Here is an 18610-nt window from a genome sequence, read left to right as displayed (position 1 = left end):
CGTGGGCGGCTTCCAGTTCTGAAGCCTAGGTCATGGCGCCGCCGAAACACCCATCGAGCACTGCGGCATTGACGTGGCTGGCCCCGGGATCGACCTGCAAGCGGCGACGCTCCTTGAGTCAAAGAGGCTCAAAATAGACTGAGTTGATGTGGCCTCACGCACCGCGCGCGCCTGACATACTCCTTGAGTCATGATCGACAGTGGGTGGGGGTGCGGCAGTGACGCAGGAGCAGTTCGGCTGGCTCTCGGAAGCCATATCGACCTTTGGCGCCTCATGCAAGGACATGGTGCAGGGTCCAGGCGACCCGGAGGCCGCCATCCGCCCGCCGCTGCAGAAGCTCTTGGAGACCGTGGGCAGTCACGACGCCATGGACGGCGTTCTGTGGCACTCCGAAACACCTCTGCGTGATGTGGGCGTGCGCCCCGACTACGCGGTCGAGGTGCATGGCGACATCGTCGGCTACATCGAGGTCAAGCGTCCTGGTCACCCTGTTGATCCAGGGAAGTTCACCGGGCGTAACAAGCAGCAGTGGGAGCGCCTGCGCGATCTGCCGAACGTGCTCTACACCAACGGCACGGAATGGCGCCTCTTCCGCACCGGGGAGCCAGTCGGCACCCCGGTCATCTTCGAGGGCAACTTAGCGACTGCCGGACGCTCGTTGGCCGCCCGTGAACCTGCCGCGTTCAGCAGTCTCCTGCGAACCTTCCTGCACTGGGTTCCCGAGCCAATCCGTCAGGCCTCCGCTCTTGTTCGGCGCACTGCCCCGCTGTGCCGCCTCTTACGAGCAGCGGTCCTGGAACAGCTGGAGTTCGAGGGGCGGTATGCGGCGGAGGGCGCCCGCCCTGAGGAGCTGCGGTTCACCGGGCTGAAGAACGACTGGCGCAGGCTGCTCTTTCCGACAGCTGACGACGCCACCTTCGCTGATGGATACGCCCAGACGGTGACCTTCGCGCTGCTGCTCGCACGCACAGAGGGCATCTCCCTGAAGGGGGTGGGGCTGCACGAGGTCGGCCGGCGCCTGGATGCCGGACACGCCCTGATGGGCAAAGCCCTTCAGCTCCTGACCGACAACATTACGGTGAGCTTCGAGGTCAGCCTCGACCTGCTCATCCAAGTGATCGACGCAGTCGACTGGGCAGCAATTCGCAAGGGCCGCCGGGATGCGTACCTACACCTCTACGAGTCGTTCCTGGAGGTGTACGACGAGAAGCTGCGGCAGAAGAGCGGCTCGTACTACACCCCGCGCGAGGTAGTCGAGGAGATGGTGCGCCTCACAGAGGACGTGCTGCGCACGCGCCTGGGGCGCACGGCCGGGTACGCGGACGAAAGCGTGCGCATCGTCGATCCGGCGATGGGAACGGGCACGTATCTTCATGCAGTCATCGAACATGTCGCTGCCTGGACCTCGGAGAACGTCGGACCTGGGGCGACACCAGACGCGATAGGCAGTCTGGCGAAGCGCCTGATCGGTTTCGAGTTGCAGATGGGCCCTTTCGCCGTCGCAGAATTACGCGCTTCGGACCTGCTCAAGCGCCACCAAGCGGTTGCGCCGCCGGGCGGCATGAAGGTCTTCGTAACGGACACGTTGGACGACCCGTACCTGGCTGAGGAATCTCTCGCCTCAACGTACGGCGTGATTTCGGAGTCCCGTAAGCGGGCGAACGAGGTGAAAGCCAGTACGCCAGTCACCGTCGCGATCGGCAACCCGCCCTACGACGACAAGGCCAAGGGACGCGGCGGCTGGATCGAGAAGGGCACCCTCGCTCAGGGCGTTGCCCCCCTCGAGGCTTTCAAGTGGCCAGGTAACGGTCGCTACGAGCATGTGCTCAAGAACCTGTACATCTACTTCTGGCGCTGGGCGTCTTGGAAGGTCTTTGACGCTCATCCCCAGGACCAGCAGGGCGTCGTTTGCTTCATCACCCCCTCCGGGTTCACCACCGGACCGGGCGAGCGCGGCATGCGGAACTACCTGCGGCGCACCTGTGACGAGGGCTGGATCATCGACCTGTCTCCGGAAGGGCACCGCCCCGATGTTGCCAGTCGGATCTTCCCCGGCGTTGCCCAGCCTCTGGCCATCTGCATCTTCGTCCGCGCCAAGGACACCGACCCTACGAGGCCCGCCCGTATTCATTACCGCGCTGTGCACGGCAAGCGAGTCGTCAAGTACCGTCAGCTCAAAGAGATCCGACTGGACGATGAAGGCTGGCAGGACACGCACTCGGATGCCACCCGCCCCTTCCGCCCGACCACCGAGACCGGGTGGGAGGACTACCCCGCTCTCGACGACCTCTTCCGTTGGGGTAACCCAGGCATCAAGGCCAACCGCTCCTGGGTGAACGGCCCCAGCAAGCAGGTGCTTGAGAAGCGATGGGCACGGCTGATCCACGAAGACGACCCGGTCAAGAAGGCGGAATTCTTCAAGGAGACAGGAGATCGTTCACTGCAGGCCAGCAGGGCTCCGTTGTACGGACAGCCTGAGCACATCCGGTCACTCGCAGACGAAACAGAACTGACACCTGACGTGGTACCCGTCGCCATGCGAAGCTTCGACCGGCAATGGTTGATCTCCGACAGCCGTGTCATCGACCGTCCCCGGCCTGAGTTGTGGGAAGCGATGCAGCCGGATCAGCTCTTCCTGAATCAGCAGTCCTCGCATGAGATCGAGACCGGCCCAGCGATCGTCGCCACCTCCCTGCTCCCTGACACCCACCATTTCAACGGCCGTGGTGGCAAGATCATGCCGATCCTCCACCCAGACGGCACCCCCAACGTCCACCCTCGCCTCCTCACATACCTCGCTGCCGAACTCGGCCTCGACCACGTCACGGTGCACGATCTGGCCGCGTACGCAGCGGCTGTCGCCGGCCACGCCGGATTCACCAAGCAGTTCACCGAAGAACTCCTGACCCCAGGCGTGCGGCTGCCACTCACCCGCGATCCCGCCATATGGCAGGAGGCGGTACAGCTGGGCAGGCAGCTCTTGTGGGCCTCGACGTACGGGGAACGGTACGTCGATCCGGAAAACGGTCGGCCAGCTGGCGACGTCCTCTTCCCGCAGGGCGATCCGCGCCGGCTCCGCTACGACCAGCACATCGGGACGGAAGTCCCCCCCGAGATCAACTACGCCGAGATGAACGGAACCCTGCACCTGGGTGCTGGATACATCAGCCCGGTGCCGTCAGAGGTGTGGAGCTACGACGTCGGTGGCATGCAAATCGTCAAGAAGTGGTTCGGCTACCGCAAGGCGAGCCCAAACAGTCGCAAGACCAGTCCCCTAGACGATCTGCACGTCGAGTCCTGGCCAGCCGAGTGGTCACGCGAGCTCATGGAACTGCTCTCCGTGCTGCGCCGGCTCGTCGACCTCGCACCCGCGCAGCAGGGCCTGCTGGACCGGATCCTCGCCGCTCCTAAGGTGACGGTGGCCGACCTGGAAAAGGCTGGCATCCTGCCTGTGCCCGCCAAGGCCCGCAAACCCCATCGTCGAGTCGAGCTTCCCACCCACATCGGCGAGGGGCCGTAGGCGCGTCAGTGCCTCTTCGCCCGGCGCTCCACGTACGCTGCCGCCTCCGTCATGCTCCACGCCCCCTCTGCGAGCTGACGGAGCGCGTGCATTTCCGCGCCTAGGGACGGAGCGCGGCGCTGCAGCTGGTCCGCGAAGACGCTCACCTCGACCAATCGTTCCTCAAGCCTGGCGCACTCAGCTTCGAGGCGCGCTGCCCTGCCGCGTGGCGTGATGGTGAGACTCTCCCCAGCGACCTCCAGCAGGCCCATCCAACTCAGAGTCTGCACGTCACCTTTGACGCTCGTCTCGTCGAGATCTCGGGCTGCCACCGCTACCGCATCAAGGCATGAAATCTCTGCGGTCATGAGGTGATCTAGAAGTTCAAGCTGCGAGGGGGAGAGAGCTGAGTGCACGGTTCCATGTCTAGCAGCAGCGGGGCAGTCCTGCATATCGGGAGTGATTCCGACCAAATGACGCCTGAACTGAATCGGTACCTCCCGACCTGCTCAAGGCTTGCGGAGGCCCTCCTTCGGGCGCGCCACACGAGCAGGTGTTTGAAGGTGGCGACGCGCGTGCCGACGAGTACCCGTTCCGCCTTCGGCCCTGCGGTGAGAGGCGCCCCTCAACCGATACGAACGCGCTCACCTTGCCACCAACCCGCGACCCTTCGCGGTGCGTTGAACACACCTGGAGGGTACGGCAGATGGTGTTTACTGCCTGTCAGGGTTGACCAGGCAGCGTGAGGATGAGGGGGAGACAGCAGTGGAGCAAGTAGGGGGCGGAGAAGGCACCTTCCCGAAACCGTCCAGTGTCAGAAACGAGCTTTCCGGGCAGGTGGCTGGCCCAGCCATCCAAGCAGGGACGATCCATGGCGACGTGAACATCACGATGACGGGCCCGCCGGTAGCCGAACCTACCGACGAGACCCTCGCCGAGGAACTGCGCAGGTCGTCGCAGATCTGGCGAGCACGGTTCTCCAGTGTCGACTTGGTCAACCTGCCGCGAGTTGCGATGCTCTCGCAAGGCAACGCGGTTGCAGCTGCGGCCAGGAGAGCCGGACTCGACAGCACGAGGCCGTTTAGCGGGCAAGGGATGGCGCCGGGGGAGTTCGTCCGGACGGTTCGCCCTCTGTTCCAGACATGGGATGCGGAGGCGGTGACGCTCTGCGAGCGCACGGCAGAGAAGGTGCATCGTGGCCTTCTGGTCTCCTTCGAAGGCGCTATGCGCTGCAACAATCCGCCCGCGTTTCCGCTCAAGGAGCCAACTGGAGTCGTGACCAAAGATCCCCACCTCGTCTTTCGTGTCGGGACAAGGAAGGTCGTCATCACCTTCGATCCACGTTGGCTGACGACGTCGACCGCGAATACGACGCTTCATGAAGCTGCTCGGGAGTCGCTGACCTTCTCAGGTATCGGAACTGTGGCGTCGGTATCGGAGCGAGGACAGATTCGAATTTCCGCACTTGTATTCGGGCAGCCGGAAACCATGGCGCAGGCCCAGTTTGAATATGCAAAGAATTCTGCCATCAAGGAACCGCCCGGCTTAACTTCGGCGGACTTTCGCAACGAACTGTCGAGGTCGGATTTTCCACACCTCTACGGAAAACACCTGCGAGAAAGAGGAGCCATGAACCGCAAGAGCGTCGCTCTGCTGTTTGATGAAGATGAGGTGCTGCCCGGACAGATCGACCGAGATGTGCTGGCCCAGATCTCGCGGGTGGTCCCCGAGTATCGACGTGATGTGGGCGTGGCCGTTGCCAGCCTATTCTTCAACGGCCAGGGCGTTGCTGTTGCTGATCTCGCTGCTCATTTCCTCGCTCGGGAACCTGCACTCTGGAAGTCCCTCACAGTGCCTGGCCTTTCTACCTTGATCAGGTCCTGCAATCTCGCGGTCTCTACAGTCTCCGGACTCAGCGAGGAGCAGATGGCGGACCTACACGAGGCGATGGGCGAAGGAGTTGCGAGCTACCTCGGATGCGTCGAGGTGGACAGAAAGCTGCCCTTGCATGAACGGCTTCTTCCGAAGTTTGATGACTATCATGTCGCCGGTTCCGAGTTGCGCCTGATCTATAGCGCGGCAATGCGCGTTCTCGATGAGGCGAACGGCGAGGACCTCGAAGAGCCGTTGAATGAATGGCGGGAACGCGGCTTGTTTCGCAGCGTGGCTTGGGAAGAGGATTTGCAACAATCCGCGGCCGAGGTGAAGGAGGCCTCGATGGTTATCGAAGCCTGGCTGAACGCGCAACCTGAATGAATTTCACACAAATCCTCTGACGCACTCACAACACTCCAGCGGCGCGCGCCAATCACCCTCACGGCCCCCTCACCCGGCGACGCGCCGTTGCGAGCCTTCTCGAGTCCCTACCGAGCAGTCCCTGCCGGCGGGGGCGTGGTGGGGCCCACGTTGAAGGTGAGGCCGGAGAAATCCCGACCTTGGAGAACGGGGCCATTCTGGGTACCGCCGGTGATGCTGTTGTGCACGTCACCGCTCGCGGAACCAGCTTGTGCCCGCTGCCACCACTCATCGAGCAGCACTCGGAAATCCCCGTCCAGAGCCGCTCTGACGGCGAGGGCGGTAGCCAGTGTCTGCGCGCGCATCAGGTCTGCCGGGTCGCCTTCCAGCACGGAGAGTTCCAGTTCGCCGGAGCTAACCTGGGGTGTCTCGTCACTTTGTGTTCCCTGTGTCGCTGCGCGCGAGAACGGCCGCCGCACCAGCGCCGTGAGTCCCTGCCACGCCTGACGTCCCGCTTCGCCGCCGAGGCCGCCTGCTAGTGCGGCGAGGGCCGCTGCGGTGATCGGGTCCATGCTGGTGCTCCCTCGTTCGGTGACGGAGCCCACCCTAGATCTGTCTCACGGCTTCCCGAAGCGGTTCCAGGTAGTCGGGCGATCGGCTTCGGGAGGGCTACCTCGCTACGTAACCCACATGGCGGTTCGCGGTGTTCGTTGAGTTGCGCCGTGCGGCGATTCGTTCGCGCTGCTGGAGGCCGAGGAGCGCGAGCTGAGGGAGATCCTGGAGGGCGAGTGTCCGCTGTTGCATGGGCCTCTGCTCGTGGACGCGCTCGTCTAATCACGGCGATGCCCCACAGAAAGCAGACCACCGCCGTGGCACGGGGGGCGGAGATCGTGGGCCGCTGGAGGGTCGACAGCAACGTGGGGTGGTTCATCCGTCGGCGGCGCCGGAGATCTTTACGGCAGTCGTGCGGAGGGCAACGGCCCTGCCGCCTCAGCCGAGGTAGGGGTAGGTGCTGGCGAGGTAGTCGCCGATCTGCTGGCGCATGCTCGGGTGGACGTCGTACTGGTCGAGGTCTGCGGGCTGGACGAAGCGGACGCCGTCGGCCTCGTCGTTGATCGTGGGACCACCGCCGACGGGACGGCCGATGTAGGTGTTCTCGTACTGCTGGCGGATCTCGCCGTCGGTGTAGGCGACGATGTGGTTCGGGTTGGTGTAGACGCCGAGGAAACCTGTGATCTCGGCGACGATGCCTGTCTCCTCCAGGCACTCGCGTACGGCGCACTGGGCCGCGGTCTCACCGATGTCCTGGGCGCCGCCGGGCAGGGCCCGCTGGCCGGTGTCGCGGCGCCGCTGGAGCAGGATGGCGCCCTCGTCGTCGACGACGAGCAGGTTGCTCGCGGGGATGAGGGTGTTCGCCTTCGGCGCGGCCGGGTCGTTGTAGTACTCAGTCCTGCCCTTGTGTGACGGTCCCCTCCTGGTCGGGAATCCGGGGCCGCGCGGCGGCCCAGACAACTTCGAAGCCTTGCGCGTGACGATCGAACGCAGATGTGATCGTCAGGCCCGAGTTTCCGGTGCCTTTCCGTGCTCCAGATAGACGGTTAGGCCGTTCGTCCGGGCCTGGATGCCAGCCTCGATTCGGCGCGCGAGGCGGGTGATGGTGATATCAGGCACCTGTTCGGCACGGTGGAAGTCGTAACCACGGAGCTCGTCCGCCTGCAGTACGATCTGCTGGCACTGGTCCGGGCTCAAGCGGCCGCCGTCGAAGAGGTAGAGGACCTTGTCCCCCTCTCCCGGGTTCGGTGCCCAGTCCACGACGAGGAGGCGGCCGATGCTCGGTGCGATACCGAGCTCCTCCTGGACCTCACGCACACAGGCCGCTCGGGGCGACTCCCCCTCCTCAACGTAGCCCCCGGGGATGTCGCGGTAGTCCTTATAAGACGGCTCGACGAGGAGGACTCGATCGGCTTCGTCGAAGAAGAGAGCGCCAGCTGCCATGCGGGGGCGGGCCATCTTCGCTTCGTGCTCGTTCTCGCTCACGGCTTGGACTCTAGCCGCCCGACACGACGCCCAGTCTGCGGGCCAGGTCTGCCACGGGATGGGCAGGCCGGCCCCTGGTGCCGCGTATCCAGCCGATGACCAGTTCTCGGCTCAGGTAGTGGTGGCGCACCTGCTCGGGGGCGGCCTGTTCCGCTTCCAGCAGGACGGCCAGGGCTTCGTCGGTGCGGTTCCAGGAGCTCAGCGCCCTGGCGACTTCAAGGCTGTGCCGTACGCGCCGCTCCACGGGCAGGCCAGTCGTGTCGATTCGTGAGCCCAGGTCCGCGGCGATCTGGATATCGCCGAGTTCGCCGGCGGTGGCTACGCAGTGGATGGCCACATTGGTTGGACCGAAGGCCGTCCACATGTGGTTGGCGTCGGCGCCGAGTCGTTGCGCGGCCTCGTTCGCCTCGCGGAGGAAGCTCTGCGTGGTCGCCCGGTCTTCTGCCCTCGCGGCGGCCATCGCGCCGGTGAGGAACAGCGTGCCGTACACCGAGAGGTATTCGTCGTTGGCGTTGCCCAGCTCGGGCTGCATGACGGCTGCCGCGTCGTTCACCAGTTGGACCGCAGCTGTGAAGCGTCCGGTGGCCAGGAGGCAGTGCGTGACCGCTCGGAAGAGCGATCCGGTGACTTCGCTGCGGCCACTGTGTTGCGCTGCTGCCAGACCGCGGTCCGCTGCGATCCATGCCAGCTCGGACTCTCCGACCTTGCCCAGCACCATGGCCGCCCCGTGGTAGGCGAGAGCGAGCAGGGCGTGGGCTTCCTCCGCCTCGTGCCCCGAGTAGGCGCGGGACGCGGTGAGGGCATCGGCCAGGACAAGGGGGAGACGTCGGGTAGCAAAGCCGTACCGAGATGCCTGGTAGGCGTCGAGCACGTCGCTGACATTGCCTCGGAGGTCCTGCAGGGCGGGTGGTTCCTCGTCGCTGGCGGCTCCGAGTAAGGGGGCGAGCTGCTTGTAGTCCATCAGCGTTTCGCGCAGCGCGGGAACCGTCCGGTGGCCACTGTCGGCTGACCACTCCATGAGCGCCGGCTCGGCAAGCAGGTCTCCGAGCGAGATGTCGAGGGCTTCCGCGAGTGAGGTGATCACCGAGAGGCGATCAAGCTCGATCCGGTTGTTTTCCGCCTTGCTCAGCCAGTCCGTGGTACGGCCGACAAGGCCGGCCAGTACCTCTTGGGAGAGGCCTCGGCGGCGCCGGTACCAGGCGACGCGCTCGCCGATGGTCAGGTTCTGTGTCATACCTCGCATGTCCTGATCATCACCTCGTGGCCGAAGTGAACCCCGGAAGGTTTTTCCGGGGTATCACCGGGCGCCCTGGCTACTGTCGCAGTAGACCGAGAACCCCGCTGGGGGATGCGAACAACTCGTCCTGCATCCGCTGGTTTCTGCTGATGGCGCTCGTCCGTTGCACCCCTCTTCTTCAGGCCGAGAGATCGGAGATGGCAAAGCCATGAAGCCCGCACCGCATGACCCCGAAGGAGCGGTCCAGGCCGTATCGCAGCGCCCCGTGACCGTCGAAGCCGCGGCCGGCTGGAGTTCACTGCCGGAGTGGCTCACGTTTCGCGCGCTCGTGATCGACACGGGCACCAGCCGCCGGGGTGAGGTGCAGCCGTGGCCCTACTACTCCGAGAGGCCGCCCACCAGCGTCTGGCTGCGGCCAGAGGGCGGCGGGAGGGAGTGGACTGCCTCGATCGACAGCCTGCGGCCGGCTCGCGGCCAGCCGGCCGCGTGAAGCCTCAGCAGCTGTGGCAGCGGTTCGAGTGGACCAGCGGGAGCTGCTTCCGGTGCGAACGGCTTGATGTCGAGGTGGCCGTCATCGGCTCCATCGCCGTGGGCGACGTCGAGGTCGAGATCCACGCGTGCCGGAAGTGTGTTTTCCGCCTGGAGCAGCTGCACTGGATCCTCGTCGGGCGACAGTCTTAGCCAGTTGGCCGATAACCCTTCTATCTGTCAACTGACTGGCGCATAAGGGGGTTTCGGCGCCGGTAACCTCGGGCGGGCGAGGCGCTGAGCGCCCGTCACATGGCTTGCCTGAAAGCTGAAAGGGAATCGATGGCCCAGGATCAGGAAAACACCGTGGAGCGCACGCTCGTCCTCCTCAAGCCCGACGCTCTGGTCCGCGGATTCGGCGGGAAGATCATCACCCGCTTCGAGGACGCGGCGCTGAAGATCGTCGGCATCAAGATGAAGCAGATGGACGCCGAGTTCACCCGGCGCCACTACTTCGACCTGGAGGAGCGGCTCGGCCCGGAGGTCTACAACCTCACCGCGACCTTCATGCAGCAGGGCCCGGTCATCGCGCTCGTCCTGGAGGGCTTCGACGCCGTCGCGACGGTCCGGAAGATCGTCGGCAGCACGTACCCGAACGACGCCCCCGCCGGAACGATCCGTGGCGACTTCTCGCACTACAGCCGCGGCGCCAGCGCGGCGTCCGGGAAGGCTGTGGCGAACCTCGTGCACGCCTCGGGCAACAAGGAGGAGGCCGACATGGAGGTTGACCTCTGGTTCGACAAGGACGAGCTCCACGACTACCGCACGCTCGCGGAGATCTTCACGTACTGAGCCCGGACCGATGTCACCTATCGGCTGTCGACGCGTTGAACACCACCAGGCACCACCGTAGGAGAGAAGACATCATGACCAATCCGACCCGCGTCGCCTCCGTAGCCGAGCTGGAGAACGTCTTCCAGCAGGAGTTGGCCACCGACCTGTGGGCTGCCGCGGAGACCGCCTTCGCCCTCGCCACGCGCAGCCGTGACCTCGGCGAATGGGACAAGTCCCGCGAGTGGGCCAAGCAGTGCCTGACCCTGCTGGCCGGCTTCCCGGACGAGACCGAGGGCGACGTCGCCACCAAGCGGGTGTCCGTCGGCGGCGTACCACTGCCGAACTACCTGCACGAAGGCGTCCTGCGCGACCGCTTCGGCGACATCGACTGACGTCCTACCCGGCGGCGGTGCGGCACGCGGCCGCGGACCGCACCGCCGCCGTTCGCTGATCAACCACACATCGCATCCAACCGAGCCACCCCCCATGCGTGGCCTGGCTCGGGCGGATCACCCATGCCCGATTCCGGAAAGGAGCCCCTGTGGCCATCGAGATCGAGATGCGCGCCCGGTTCGACAAGGACGCCTACGACCAGCTCATCGACCGTCTCACGGCGGAGGCCGAGGACCTCGGCTGCGACGACAAGAACATCTTCTTCTACGTGCTCCCGGACCAGTTGTTGAAGGTCACCGACAACGTGGCCGCCGGCTCGGCGAAGGTCACGCTCAAAGCCAGCAAGATCGGCCAGGGCGCCGCCTTCCCCGAGACGGAGATCGCCATCGGCCGCGAGGACGTGTCGGCCGCGGTACGGATCTTCAACGCCCTCGGCTTCGAGGGCACCATGCACCAGGCGTTCAACCAGCGGCATAACTTCCGCTTCCGCGGCGTCGAGATCGCCGTGAAGTGGAGCGAGGCCTGGGGCCACCACGCCGAGTTCGAGGTGCTGCTGAACGAGGCCGCCGGGTCCACGGCGCAGGAGGAGGCCGCCGCCCGCATCCGCAACGTCGCCGACGAGCTCGGCGTCCGCCTGATGACGGAGCAGGAGCTGGCCGACTTCACGGCCGCCTTCGAGGCCGCCGAGCAGGAACGCAAGGAGAAGGACGCGGCCACCGTCGCCGCGCCCGCCAGCTAGGCATCCGCTTCGTAGACCACCACGAGGAGGTGGGTCCGATGAGCACGACCTCGCCGGCCGACAGTCTGGTCGAGCTGGCTGCCCGCAAGCAGCTCCCGCACCACCAGTACACCGATCCCGCCACCGTCCACTGGATCACCGCCAACCGGCCGGACTTCCCCGACGGCCCGCCTCCTCCCACCCTCCGGCCGAGCTCGCAGGAGCTCGTGACCCGCGCGGCCATCCCCCGCGACTGGCTCGCCCAGCCCAAGTGCCATGACTCCCTCCACGGAGTCCGGCACGCCATGCGCACCGCCGCCCTGGCGGCGCTCCTGGCCGAGGCCACAGGGCTCAGCGACAACGACACCGCCACCCTCGTCCTGGCCGCGGCGGTCCACGACTGCCGCCGCCTCCACGACAAGGACGACCACGGTCACGGCGCCCGAGCTGCCATCTGGCTCACGGGCAACGCCGACGACATCTGGAGCCACTTCGGGCTCCCCGCGACGCCAAGCCGCATCGCCGCCGCCGGCACAGCCGTCCGCCTCCACGACCTGCCGTACGAGCACTTCTCCCCGGACGACCGCACCGACCACGCTCGCGCCGAGGCGATCACCGACCTCCTCAAGGCCGCAGACGCCCTGGACCGCTACCGCCTGCCGAAGCTCACGTGGTGGCCCGACCCTGACCGCGTCCGCTCCAGGGCATTCGCAGGCTTACGCGCCACGGCCTTCGAGCTCGTCGTCCGCTCCGAGGCCGCGTGGCTGGACGGAGCGAGCAGCGCGGACGCGGTGCTCACCGGGCTGGCACAGCTGGAGCTGATCGGCTGATGGACTTCCTCGACGCTTACGAGCAGTGGGCCGACGCCCACGCCTTCTTCGACACCACCCTCATCCCCAGACCTGCCGACGGCCAGGACCCCCTGGCCAGGCAGACCACGGCATGGGAGAACCGCCTGGCCGGCGCCCCCAACGGCCACCTGCTGCGGGACAACGCGCTCTTCCGCGCGTTAAGCGGAGAAGGCAAGCTCCATCTCCTCCACGTCACGCACGCTCTGGAGGAGATCAGCGAGCACGGCACGCTCTACCCCTCCGGCGGCTGCCTGGTCGGCAGCGTCTACTGCGCGCCGCTCACCGCCGCGGGGCAGGGCTTCCGTATGCACAACCTCGGGGAGTACATCCTGACGAAGGAGGCCCCCGCCTTCGCGGCCAAGGCCAGCGCGTCCAGGCGGGCGCCGACGCCGCTGATCTTCGAGGTCACGCTGCCGCCGCAGGCGTACCGGGGGCTGGCCGGGGTGGACTACCTTCGCCTCGGCACGATCCACCTGCAGATCTACAGCCGCCTGGAGTACCTGCTCTCCAAGGCTGAGCGCCATCAGCTGCGCGAGACGATCGTCAGCCGGATCAAGAACTCCACTGCCTTCCTCGCCCTGGCGGCTGCCGTCGCCTCCCAGGGTGCGACCATCCAGCCTGAGAGTTTCCTGCGGCTGCTGGACGAGACGATCCCCCGCCTCCCGATCCTCGGCTACGTGTATTTCGAGGCCCTGGCCGAGTACCTGATGCTGCACTCCACCACGCCAGGCACGCGTGAGCGGGCCGAGCACGGCGAATTCGACAACTGGCTGTACAAGGACATGCTGTTCGCGTCTTTCCCGGACATGGCGGGCAAGTTCGACCTGGCGAAGTTCAGGCCCTCACCCACGGGCCTGGCCGCGCTCCTCGGCCGCATCGACCCGCATCTCGACGTGCGTCACGCCCGCGGCTACCTGGCCGAGCGGATCAGCCACCTCGTCGCGTCCCGACTCTTCACCCCCGGGCAGTTCCCCGAAGCCTGGCACCGCACCCGCTGGGAGTTCGACAGCCTCTCCACCCAGCTCGGGCCGCTCCTCGGCCACCTCATCCACCGAGAGCTGCGCACCTTCGGCCGGTACCCGGACTTCTACTTCTACTTCGACCAGCACAAGGCGCTCCAGGCGTGGAACTACTGGAACCACATGGACATCATCACGCCCTTCAACGGGACCATCCCCAAGGGCGAGATCGGCATCAACCCTGCGTACCCGGACCTCGCGTACCGGGTCTGGCGTGCTGAGCAAGACGATGCCGGCTGCCTGCACCGTGCCGAGGAACTCGACCTGACCATCGCGCCGCGCCTGGTCGACATCAAGTACACGCTCATGCGCAACAACCAGTGGACCGCACCCGCCCCTGCCACCGCCCGACGCGAGAGGACTCAGAGCCGATGAACGCCCCCGGCACGAACAGCACCTCCATCGACTACCTCGGCGAGCAGATCACCGCGCTCCTTGCCGACCCGGCCACCACGCACGGCCTCGCCCGGACGCTCCGCGCCGCGGCCAAGGAGATCACTCTCAGCCGGTACCACCGGGCCAGCCAGAAGGCATTCCCCAGCGGCCGGATCGACGAGACCCCGAAGCACGTCCAGGTCGGCGGCGGCGCCCACCGCATCGACGGGTTCTTCAACATCGACGCCGTACCGCCGGCCGACCTTCTGTGGGACGTCCGCGAAGGGCTGCCGCTCCAGGACAGCACGGTGGAGATGCTGTTCTCCGAGCACTTCCTCGAGCACATCGACTACCCGGTCTCCGCCAAGCAGTACGCCCGCGAAGCCCACCGCGTCCTCGGCCCCGGCGGCCAGCTCATCACCGGCGTCCCGGACGCATCGTTCGTCCTCAGCCGATACCCCGCCGGCCCCGAGCAGGCCGAGGAGATGATCGACCGCTGGTACGCCAAGCGAAACTGCCACCAGGACATCAACACCTACCTCGACCTGATTAACTACGTCTTCCGTGACCAGGACGACGACCCCACGTACACCCCGCACCTCTGGGCGTACGACTTCGACAAGCTCCGCCAGCTGTTCACGGAGGCGGGGTTCAAGAACATCGAGCCGTGGCAGTTCGATCCCACCATGGCCAACCCGAAGCGCGAATGGGCCAGCGTCTACGTCATCGCGACCAAGTGACCTTCGACTCGGCCGGTACAGGCCACCTGGTCACTACGAGGCTGAAAACGGGCAGAGGAGGAAACGTTCCAATGCCGTAGTCGTCTCGAGCTACGCGGCGAAGGTTTCGCGGCGCGTGCGGAGCGCACGGTAGGAGGCGAGGGCGCGGCGGGCCTCAGGAGGTATCGGGCTGCCTGTAGCCGCCACTCGAGCCGCGAGCTCAGGGCTCGGTTCCCGACTCGTCAGCTCACGCTGCTCGAGCGGCGGGGTGACGCCGGCAGCGACTGCCTGGCGGCTGGCCCGCACCTCTGCCAGGTAGGCAGCGATGTCGTCCGGGTTGGCTTCCGGAAGCGGGTCCACGTGCCGGTTTACGAGTTCGGTCTTACAGGGGGCCCACGCGGCGAGGATGTCAACCGGTTCGACGTGGCGGTATTGGGCGGAGCGGTCACCGCCGCGTTGTTCATAGAATCGGTCGACTGCCCGGCGGACGTCCCAGTGGACGGCCGGCGCCGTGGGCGGGACGTCGGCCAGGGCGTTCGCCCACGTCTGGATCGTTTGCGCGGACTGCTGACCGGAGGCGATCAAGCGGTGTATCCGGCCGTCAAGGGTTCCAATGTGGTGCAGCAGTGCGGTGGTCTCAAGCTGATCCATTCAGACATCTCCTCCTTCCTCGGCGAGCAAGGCGAGTCCGGCCATGAGGGCATCGGAGTGGTTTCGCCGGGGCGAGTGGTGCCGCGCGACGGCGCTCGCGGTTGCCGCCGGCCGGGCAAGGGTGGCATCGAGGTCGGACCAGGCACGTAGCCAGTACCGAGCCGGCTTGGGGGCGTCGCCGGGAACGGCACGACGAGCTACGACCTCGACCAACTGCTCGGTGCCGTGCTGCTGAACGAGGCGTTCGAGGTCCTGCTGCTCGCCGGCCCCCAGGTTCCAGTGGATCGGCAGTGCCTCACATTTGAGGGCGTCCGCCAGCTGCCGCACCGCTTCGCTGCCGATGAGGCTGGCAGAAGGCACGCGCAGCTGCTGTTCCTTGTGTTGCTTCTGGTTCCATGCGTTATGGGGGCTAGTTTCATACCCCTCCGGGGGTATAGGCCTTTCTCCCGTCAGGTCACGTTCTGGCCCCCTGGGGGTTACTTCTCGACCCGCTCCAGGCCTCGGTCCACCCCCGGCTCCGATCCTGCGGAGACCGCTGTTGTCCCGACGGGCATGGCCGACTGCCAGCGGGAGTTGGTAGACCGACTCCCCCTTGGGACCGCGTGACCCGTCCACGACGGCAAGCTCACCGGCTTGGATGAGTTTGGCGATGGACGTTCGCACACTCACACGGGTGGTGTTGGTGCGCTGCATCAGCATCGCCGTGCCAGCGTAGGCAGTGCAGTCCGCGCCGGGGGCCTTGTCGGCGATGGCGAGCAGCACCAGGCGGGCCGTGCCCCGGGCAGTTGAGTGGTTCCAGACCCAGTCCATGGCGTCGAGGCTCACCGGTCACCCCGCTCGGTGACGATGAAGTCGCAGGCGGGACGCGGGTTAGGGTTCGTCATATGCACCTCCTGTGCGGCGGCGCGGGGCGGGCTTGGTCGTTCACACCCCGTGCCGCCGTCTGGTCTATGCAGCGGTTGCTGTGGTGGCCGTGTCCGGCTGAATGCCGAGGACTTCCAGAAGTTCGGCGGTGAGTACGCGCTGCGCCCTGCCGAGGCGCAGGGTGGCGACTGGCAGCTCGCCGCGCCTGGCGAGGTCGTATGTCGTGCTGCGTTTGAGCCCGAAGGCTCGACCCGCCGTCTCGAGGTCGATCACTGGTGGTAGCGCCAGCAGTTCGTCGCGGGTGAGGGCCGAACCGCTCATCGACTGCCCTCCGCTGCGACCTGGGCCGTCAGATCGCCCAGCACCTGCGCGTACCTGAGGGCCGGCTCGCCCCGTGGGGCGCGTTTGCCCTGCTCCCACCGCCAGACCGTGGAGGGATCGACCTCACAGAGGGCTGCGATCTCGGCTAGGGACAACCGTGCTGCCAGCCGAGTACGGCGCGCTGCACCCGATATCGCCTCTTCCCTGACACGGGAAAGACTCAGAACGTCGGCATTGATCATGGCCCGAACCTAGCCCATGTTTTTCCGAATTCAAAACTCCGGGCATTGAACAAAGGCCGCGGCGATGGGCGAAGAATACTGTAGTGAAGCGCATGGTTCGCGAGGCCGAAAATCGGCACTCCCGGGGCGCTCAACGAGCGGCGCTCCCGACCACCTATGTAGCGATTCCAGCGCGACTTGACCTTGCCGGGCCGTTGCCTATGATCACCCAGAGACGGCATCTCTAGCAGGTCAGAGCCATGTTTCTCGCCTCCAAGGTCGCCGCGTCGCACGATCCCCACCCCAGCCGCCCGCCACACCGATATCGAATTCAAGGAATCTCGACAGATAAGGAAAGATAGGGAAAGGCGAGGGCGCCTAGGGTCAGGTAGGGGCAGCTTCGACCACGCCCATGCGCCGGTCGATATTTCAGAACAGCCAGCAAGGAGACAGTGCATGAAGGGCTCGACGTACCGTCGCTGCCATTGCAGGGACGCCGAGACGGGGAAACCCCTCGGCAGTAAATGCCCGAAGCTGAAGCAGCGGCGGCACGGTAGCTACTCGGTGCGGCAGGAGCTGCCGCCGTACGAGGACGGCCGGCGTCGGTCGTTCAGTCGGGGCGGGTACGAGACGAAGGTCGCGGCCCAGGCCGACCTCGACCACATACGGGCGCTGCTCGCGCTGCCGGACGCGGACGACGAGGAGGGACGGCGGCACATCGCCGCGCTGCTGGAGCTGGTCGCTGACGAGAAGGCGCCGATCCCGGACCTGGAGGAGACGCGGCGGCGGTTCGTGACCGGGCAGAAGCTCACGTCCCGTCTGACAGTGGGCGACTGGCTGGACATGTGGCTGGCAGGTAAGAAGACCCGCAGGACGACGACCAGCGGGTACAGCTCCCACGTTCGCGTACACCTCAATCCCGGCATCGGGCATGTGCGGCTCGACCGGCTGAACGTTGGGCACCTGCAAGAGATGTTCGGCGCGATCGCGGACGACAACGAGGTGATCGCCGCCGAGAACCAGGCCCGGCGCGAGCAGGCGGCCCGGTGCAAGTGGGGAAGGGACAGCAGGCCCCCGGCCGCCGAGCGGGCGCGACTGGATGCGGAGAAGGCCAAGCTCGCCGCTATGCCGCCCTTTCGGAAGATCACTGGGCCCGCGACCCAGCAGAGCATCCGCCGGACGCTCAGGGCCGCCCTGAACGCTGCGATCGCCCAGCAGCTGCTGACGTTCAACCCGGCCGCGCACGTCGAGCTGGCGTCCGGGAAGCGGCCCAAGGCTCAGCTGTGGACCGAGGAGCGGGTGCAGCGGTGGCACGAGAGCGGCGTGAAGCCGAGCCCCGTGATGGTGTGGACGCCGGCTCAGGTCGGCACCTTCCTCGATGCAGCGGAAGGGGACCGGCTGTACGCGTTCTTCCATCTGATCGCGTTCCGCGGGCTGCGCCGCGGTGAGGGCGTCGGGCAGGAGTGGACCGACGTGGACCTGGATGCGGGGCTGCTGACGCCGGCCAAGGAGATCGTCGTGGACAACTGGGAGGCGTACGAGTCCGCGCCGAAGACCGACGGCAGCGCGGGGACCATCGCCCTCGACAGCGGCACTGTGGAGGTCCTGAGGGCCCACCGGGCTCGGCAGAACCGGGAACGGCTGAGGTTCGGGGCGGCGTGGCAGGACACCGGGAAGGTGTTCACGCAGGAGGACGGGTCCTGGCTGCATCCGGAGACGGTGTCCGAGACCTTTCGGCGGATCCTTGCGAGCACCGATCTGCCGCCGATCAGCCTTCGTGATCTACGTCATGTGGCTGCGACGCTGACGCACGCGGGTGGTGGGGACCTTCACACGATCAAGGAGACCTTGCGGCACTCCACGATCACGCTCACCTCGGACACGTACACGAGTCTGCTGCCGGAGGTGGACAGGGCTGCCGCAGAGGGAGCTGCTCGGGTCGTGCCGCGGGCTCGGCAGGCGGTGGGCTCCGACACCGCCGCTCACGCATCGCTCACGCACGAGGGGGTAAACGACAAGGTGCCCCGACCCGGCAAGACCGGGCGGGGCACCAAGCTGGCAGGTCAGAACGTTTCTTCTGACCAGACCTGCGGTGGGGCGGGTGGGACTCGAACCCACGGCCGACGGATTATGAGTCCGCTGCTCTAACCGGCTGAGCTACCGCCCC

Annotated in this window: 19 protein-coding genes, 1 tRNA gene and 1 pseudogene; 11 read left to right on the top strand and 10 right to left on the bottom strand. The window is 66.3% G+C overall.

Annotated features, from left to right (window positions below; all coding sequences use genetic code 11):
- The first annotated feature begins 218 nt into the window (after window positions 1–218).
- Entirely contained in the window at window positions 219–3521 is a 3303-nt protein-coding gene (locus ACIQCH_RS22605) for a type ISP restriction/modification enzyme (RefSeq protein ID WP_402583476.1), read from the top strand.
- Window positions 3522–3526: 5 nt separating this feature from the next.
- On the opposite strand, the gene ACIQCH_RS22600 is transcribed toward ACIQCH_RS22605, so the two are convergent.
- Window positions 3527–3868: a hypothetical protein gene (locus tag ACIQCH_RS22600; protein ID WP_402583474.1), complete on the bottom strand. Its 342-nt coding sequence runs from the start codon at window positions 3866–3868 to the stop codon at window positions 3527–3529.
- A gap of 511 nt (window positions 3869–4379) precedes the next feature.
- On the opposite strand from ACIQCH_RS22600, the gene ACIQCH_RS22595 reads away from it, so the two are divergent.
- Complete coding sequence (locus ACIQCH_RS22595; protein WP_402583472.1) at window positions 4380–5756, top strand: hypothetical protein; 1377 nt, start codon at window positions 4380–4382, stop codon at window positions 5754–5756.
- A 107-nt stretch (window positions 5757–5863) separates the two neighbouring features.
- Here the strand turns inward: ACIQCH_RS22595 and ACIQCH_RS22590 are convergent, their stop codons facing one another.
- The 4 genes from ACIQCH_RS22590 to ACIQCH_RS22575 all read right to left on the bottom strand — a co-directional run bounded on the left by ACIQCH_RS22590 (window position 5864) and on the right by ACIQCH_RS22575 (window position 9006).
- Entirely contained in the window at window positions 5864–6307 is a 444-nt protein-coding gene (locus tag ACIQCH_RS22590; protein WP_402583470.1) for a hypothetical protein, read from the bottom strand.
- A 418-nt stretch (window positions 6308–6725) separates the two neighbouring features.
- Complete coding sequence (locus ACIQCH_RS22585) at window positions 6726–7247, bottom strand: NUDIX hydrolase (protein WP_402583468.1); 522 nt, start codon at window positions 7245–7247, stop codon at window positions 6726–6728.
- Window positions 7248–7289: 42 nt separating this feature from the next.
- Window positions 7290–7772, bottom strand: a complete 483-nt coding sequence (locus tag ACIQCH_RS22580; protein WP_402583466.1) for an NUDIX domain-containing protein — start codon at window positions 7770–7772, stop codon at window positions 7290–7292.
- Window positions 7773–7782: 10 nt separating this feature from the next.
- Window positions 7783–9006 carry a helix-turn-helix domain-containing protein gene (locus ACIQCH_RS22575; RefSeq protein ID WP_402583464.1) on the bottom strand — a complete coding sequence of 408 codons (1224 nt, stop codon included), beginning with the start codon at window positions 9004–9006 and terminating at the stop codon, window positions 7783–7785.
- A 268-nt stretch (window positions 9007–9274) separates the two neighbouring features.
- Here ACIQCH_RS22575 and ACIQCH_RS22570 point away from each other — a divergent pair, with 268 nt between their 5' ends.
- From ACIQCH_RS22570 to ACIQCH_RS22535, 8 genes are all read left to right on the top strand, one after another.
- Window positions 9275–9499: a hypothetical protein gene (locus ACIQCH_RS22570; RefSeq protein WP_402583462.1), complete on the top strand. Its 225-nt coding sequence runs from the start codon at window positions 9275–9277 to the stop codon at window positions 9497–9499.
- On the top strand, window positions 9496–9690 hold the full coding sequence (locus tag ACIQCH_RS22565) for a hypothetical protein (RefSeq protein WP_402583460.1): 195 nt from the start codon (window positions 9496–9498) through the stop codon (window positions 9688–9690). The genes ACIQCH_RS22570 and ACIQCH_RS22565 overlap by 4 nt, the downstream gene beginning before the upstream one ends.
- Window positions 9691–9819: 129 nt before the next feature.
- On the top strand, window positions 9820–10329 hold the full coding sequence (locus ACIQCH_RS22560; RefSeq protein WP_402583459.1) for a nucleoside-diphosphate kinase: 510 nt from the start codon (window positions 9820–9822) through the stop codon (window positions 10327–10329).
- 74 nt (window positions 10330–10403) lie between these two features.
- A complete protein-coding gene (locus ACIQCH_RS22555; protein WP_402583457.1) occupies window positions 10404–10703 on the top strand; it encodes a hypothetical protein in 300 nt (99 codons plus the stop codon).
- Between the two features lie 149 nt (window positions 10704–10852).
- Window positions 10853–11443 carry a hypothetical protein gene (locus tag ACIQCH_RS22550; RefSeq protein WP_402583455.1) on the top strand — a complete coding sequence of 197 codons (591 nt, stop codon included), beginning with the start codon at window positions 10853–10855 and terminating at the stop codon, window positions 11441–11443.
- A gap of 38 nt (window positions 11444–11481) precedes the next feature.
- Window positions 11482–12252, top strand: a complete 771-nt coding sequence (locus ACIQCH_RS22545; protein WP_402583453.1) for a hypothetical protein — start codon at window positions 11482–11484, stop codon at window positions 12250–12252.
- The gene (locus ACIQCH_RS22540) at window positions 12252–13667 is read left to right on the top strand and encodes a hypothetical protein (RefSeq protein WP_402583451.1); all 1416 of its coding nucleotides are present in this window, start codon (window positions 12252–12254) and stop codon (window positions 13665–13667) included. Before ACIQCH_RS22545 ends, ACIQCH_RS22540 begins: the two co-directional genes overlap by 1 nt.
- Window positions 13664–14407, top strand: coding sequence for a class I SAM-dependent methyltransferase (locus ACIQCH_RS22535; RefSeq protein WP_402583449.1), 744 nt, complete (start codon window positions 13664–13666; stop codon window positions 14405–14407). The genes ACIQCH_RS22540 and ACIQCH_RS22535 overlap by 4 nt, the downstream gene beginning before the upstream one ends.
- 90 nt (window positions 14408–14497) lie before the next feature.
- Here ACIQCH_RS22535 and ACIQCH_RS22530 read toward each other — a convergent pair whose 3' ends face one another.
- From ACIQCH_RS22530 to ACIQCH_RS22515, 4 genes are all read right to left on the bottom strand, one after another.
- Window positions 14498–15037, bottom strand: coding sequence for a hypothetical protein (locus tag ACIQCH_RS22530; protein WP_402583448.1), 540 nt, complete (start codon window positions 15035–15037; stop codon window positions 14498–14500).
- Window positions 15038–15862, bottom strand: a complete 825-nt coding sequence (locus ACIQCH_RS22525; RefSeq protein ID WP_402583446.1) for a hypothetical protein — start codon at window positions 15860–15862, stop codon at window positions 15038–15040.
- Between the two features lie 123 nt (window positions 15863–15985).
- Complete coding sequence (locus ACIQCH_RS22520; RefSeq protein WP_402583445.1) at window positions 15986–16222, bottom strand: hypothetical protein; 237 nt, start codon at window positions 16220–16222, stop codon at window positions 15986–15988.
- Window positions 16219–16464 carry a helix-turn-helix domain-containing protein gene (locus tag ACIQCH_RS22515; RefSeq protein WP_402583443.1) on the bottom strand — a complete coding sequence of 82 codons (246 nt, stop codon included), beginning with the start codon at window positions 16462–16464 and terminating at the stop codon, window positions 16219–16221. Before ACIQCH_RS22515 ends, ACIQCH_RS22520 begins: the two co-directional genes overlap by 4 nt.
- A gap of 435 nt (window positions 16465–16899) precedes the next feature.
- Here ACIQCH_RS22515 and xerC point away from each other — a divergent pair.
- Window positions 16900–18477, top strand: a pseudogene (gene xerC, locus ACIQCH_RS22510) (tyrosine recombinase XerC); the annotation flags it as partial.
- 59 nt (window positions 18478–18536) lie between these two features.
- Here the strand turns inward: xerC and ACIQCH_RS22505 are convergent.
- Window positions 18537–18610 (bottom strand) — tRNA-Ile (locus ACIQCH_RS22505).

The organism is Streptomyces sp. NPDC093225 (genome assembly GCF_044753805.1).
Lineage (GTDB): Bacteria > Actinomycetota > Actinomycetes > Streptomycetales > Streptomycetaceae > Streptomyces.
The sequence above is the reverse complement of the archived record's forward strand: the minus strand, read 5'-3'. Positions and strand labels throughout refer to the sequence as shown.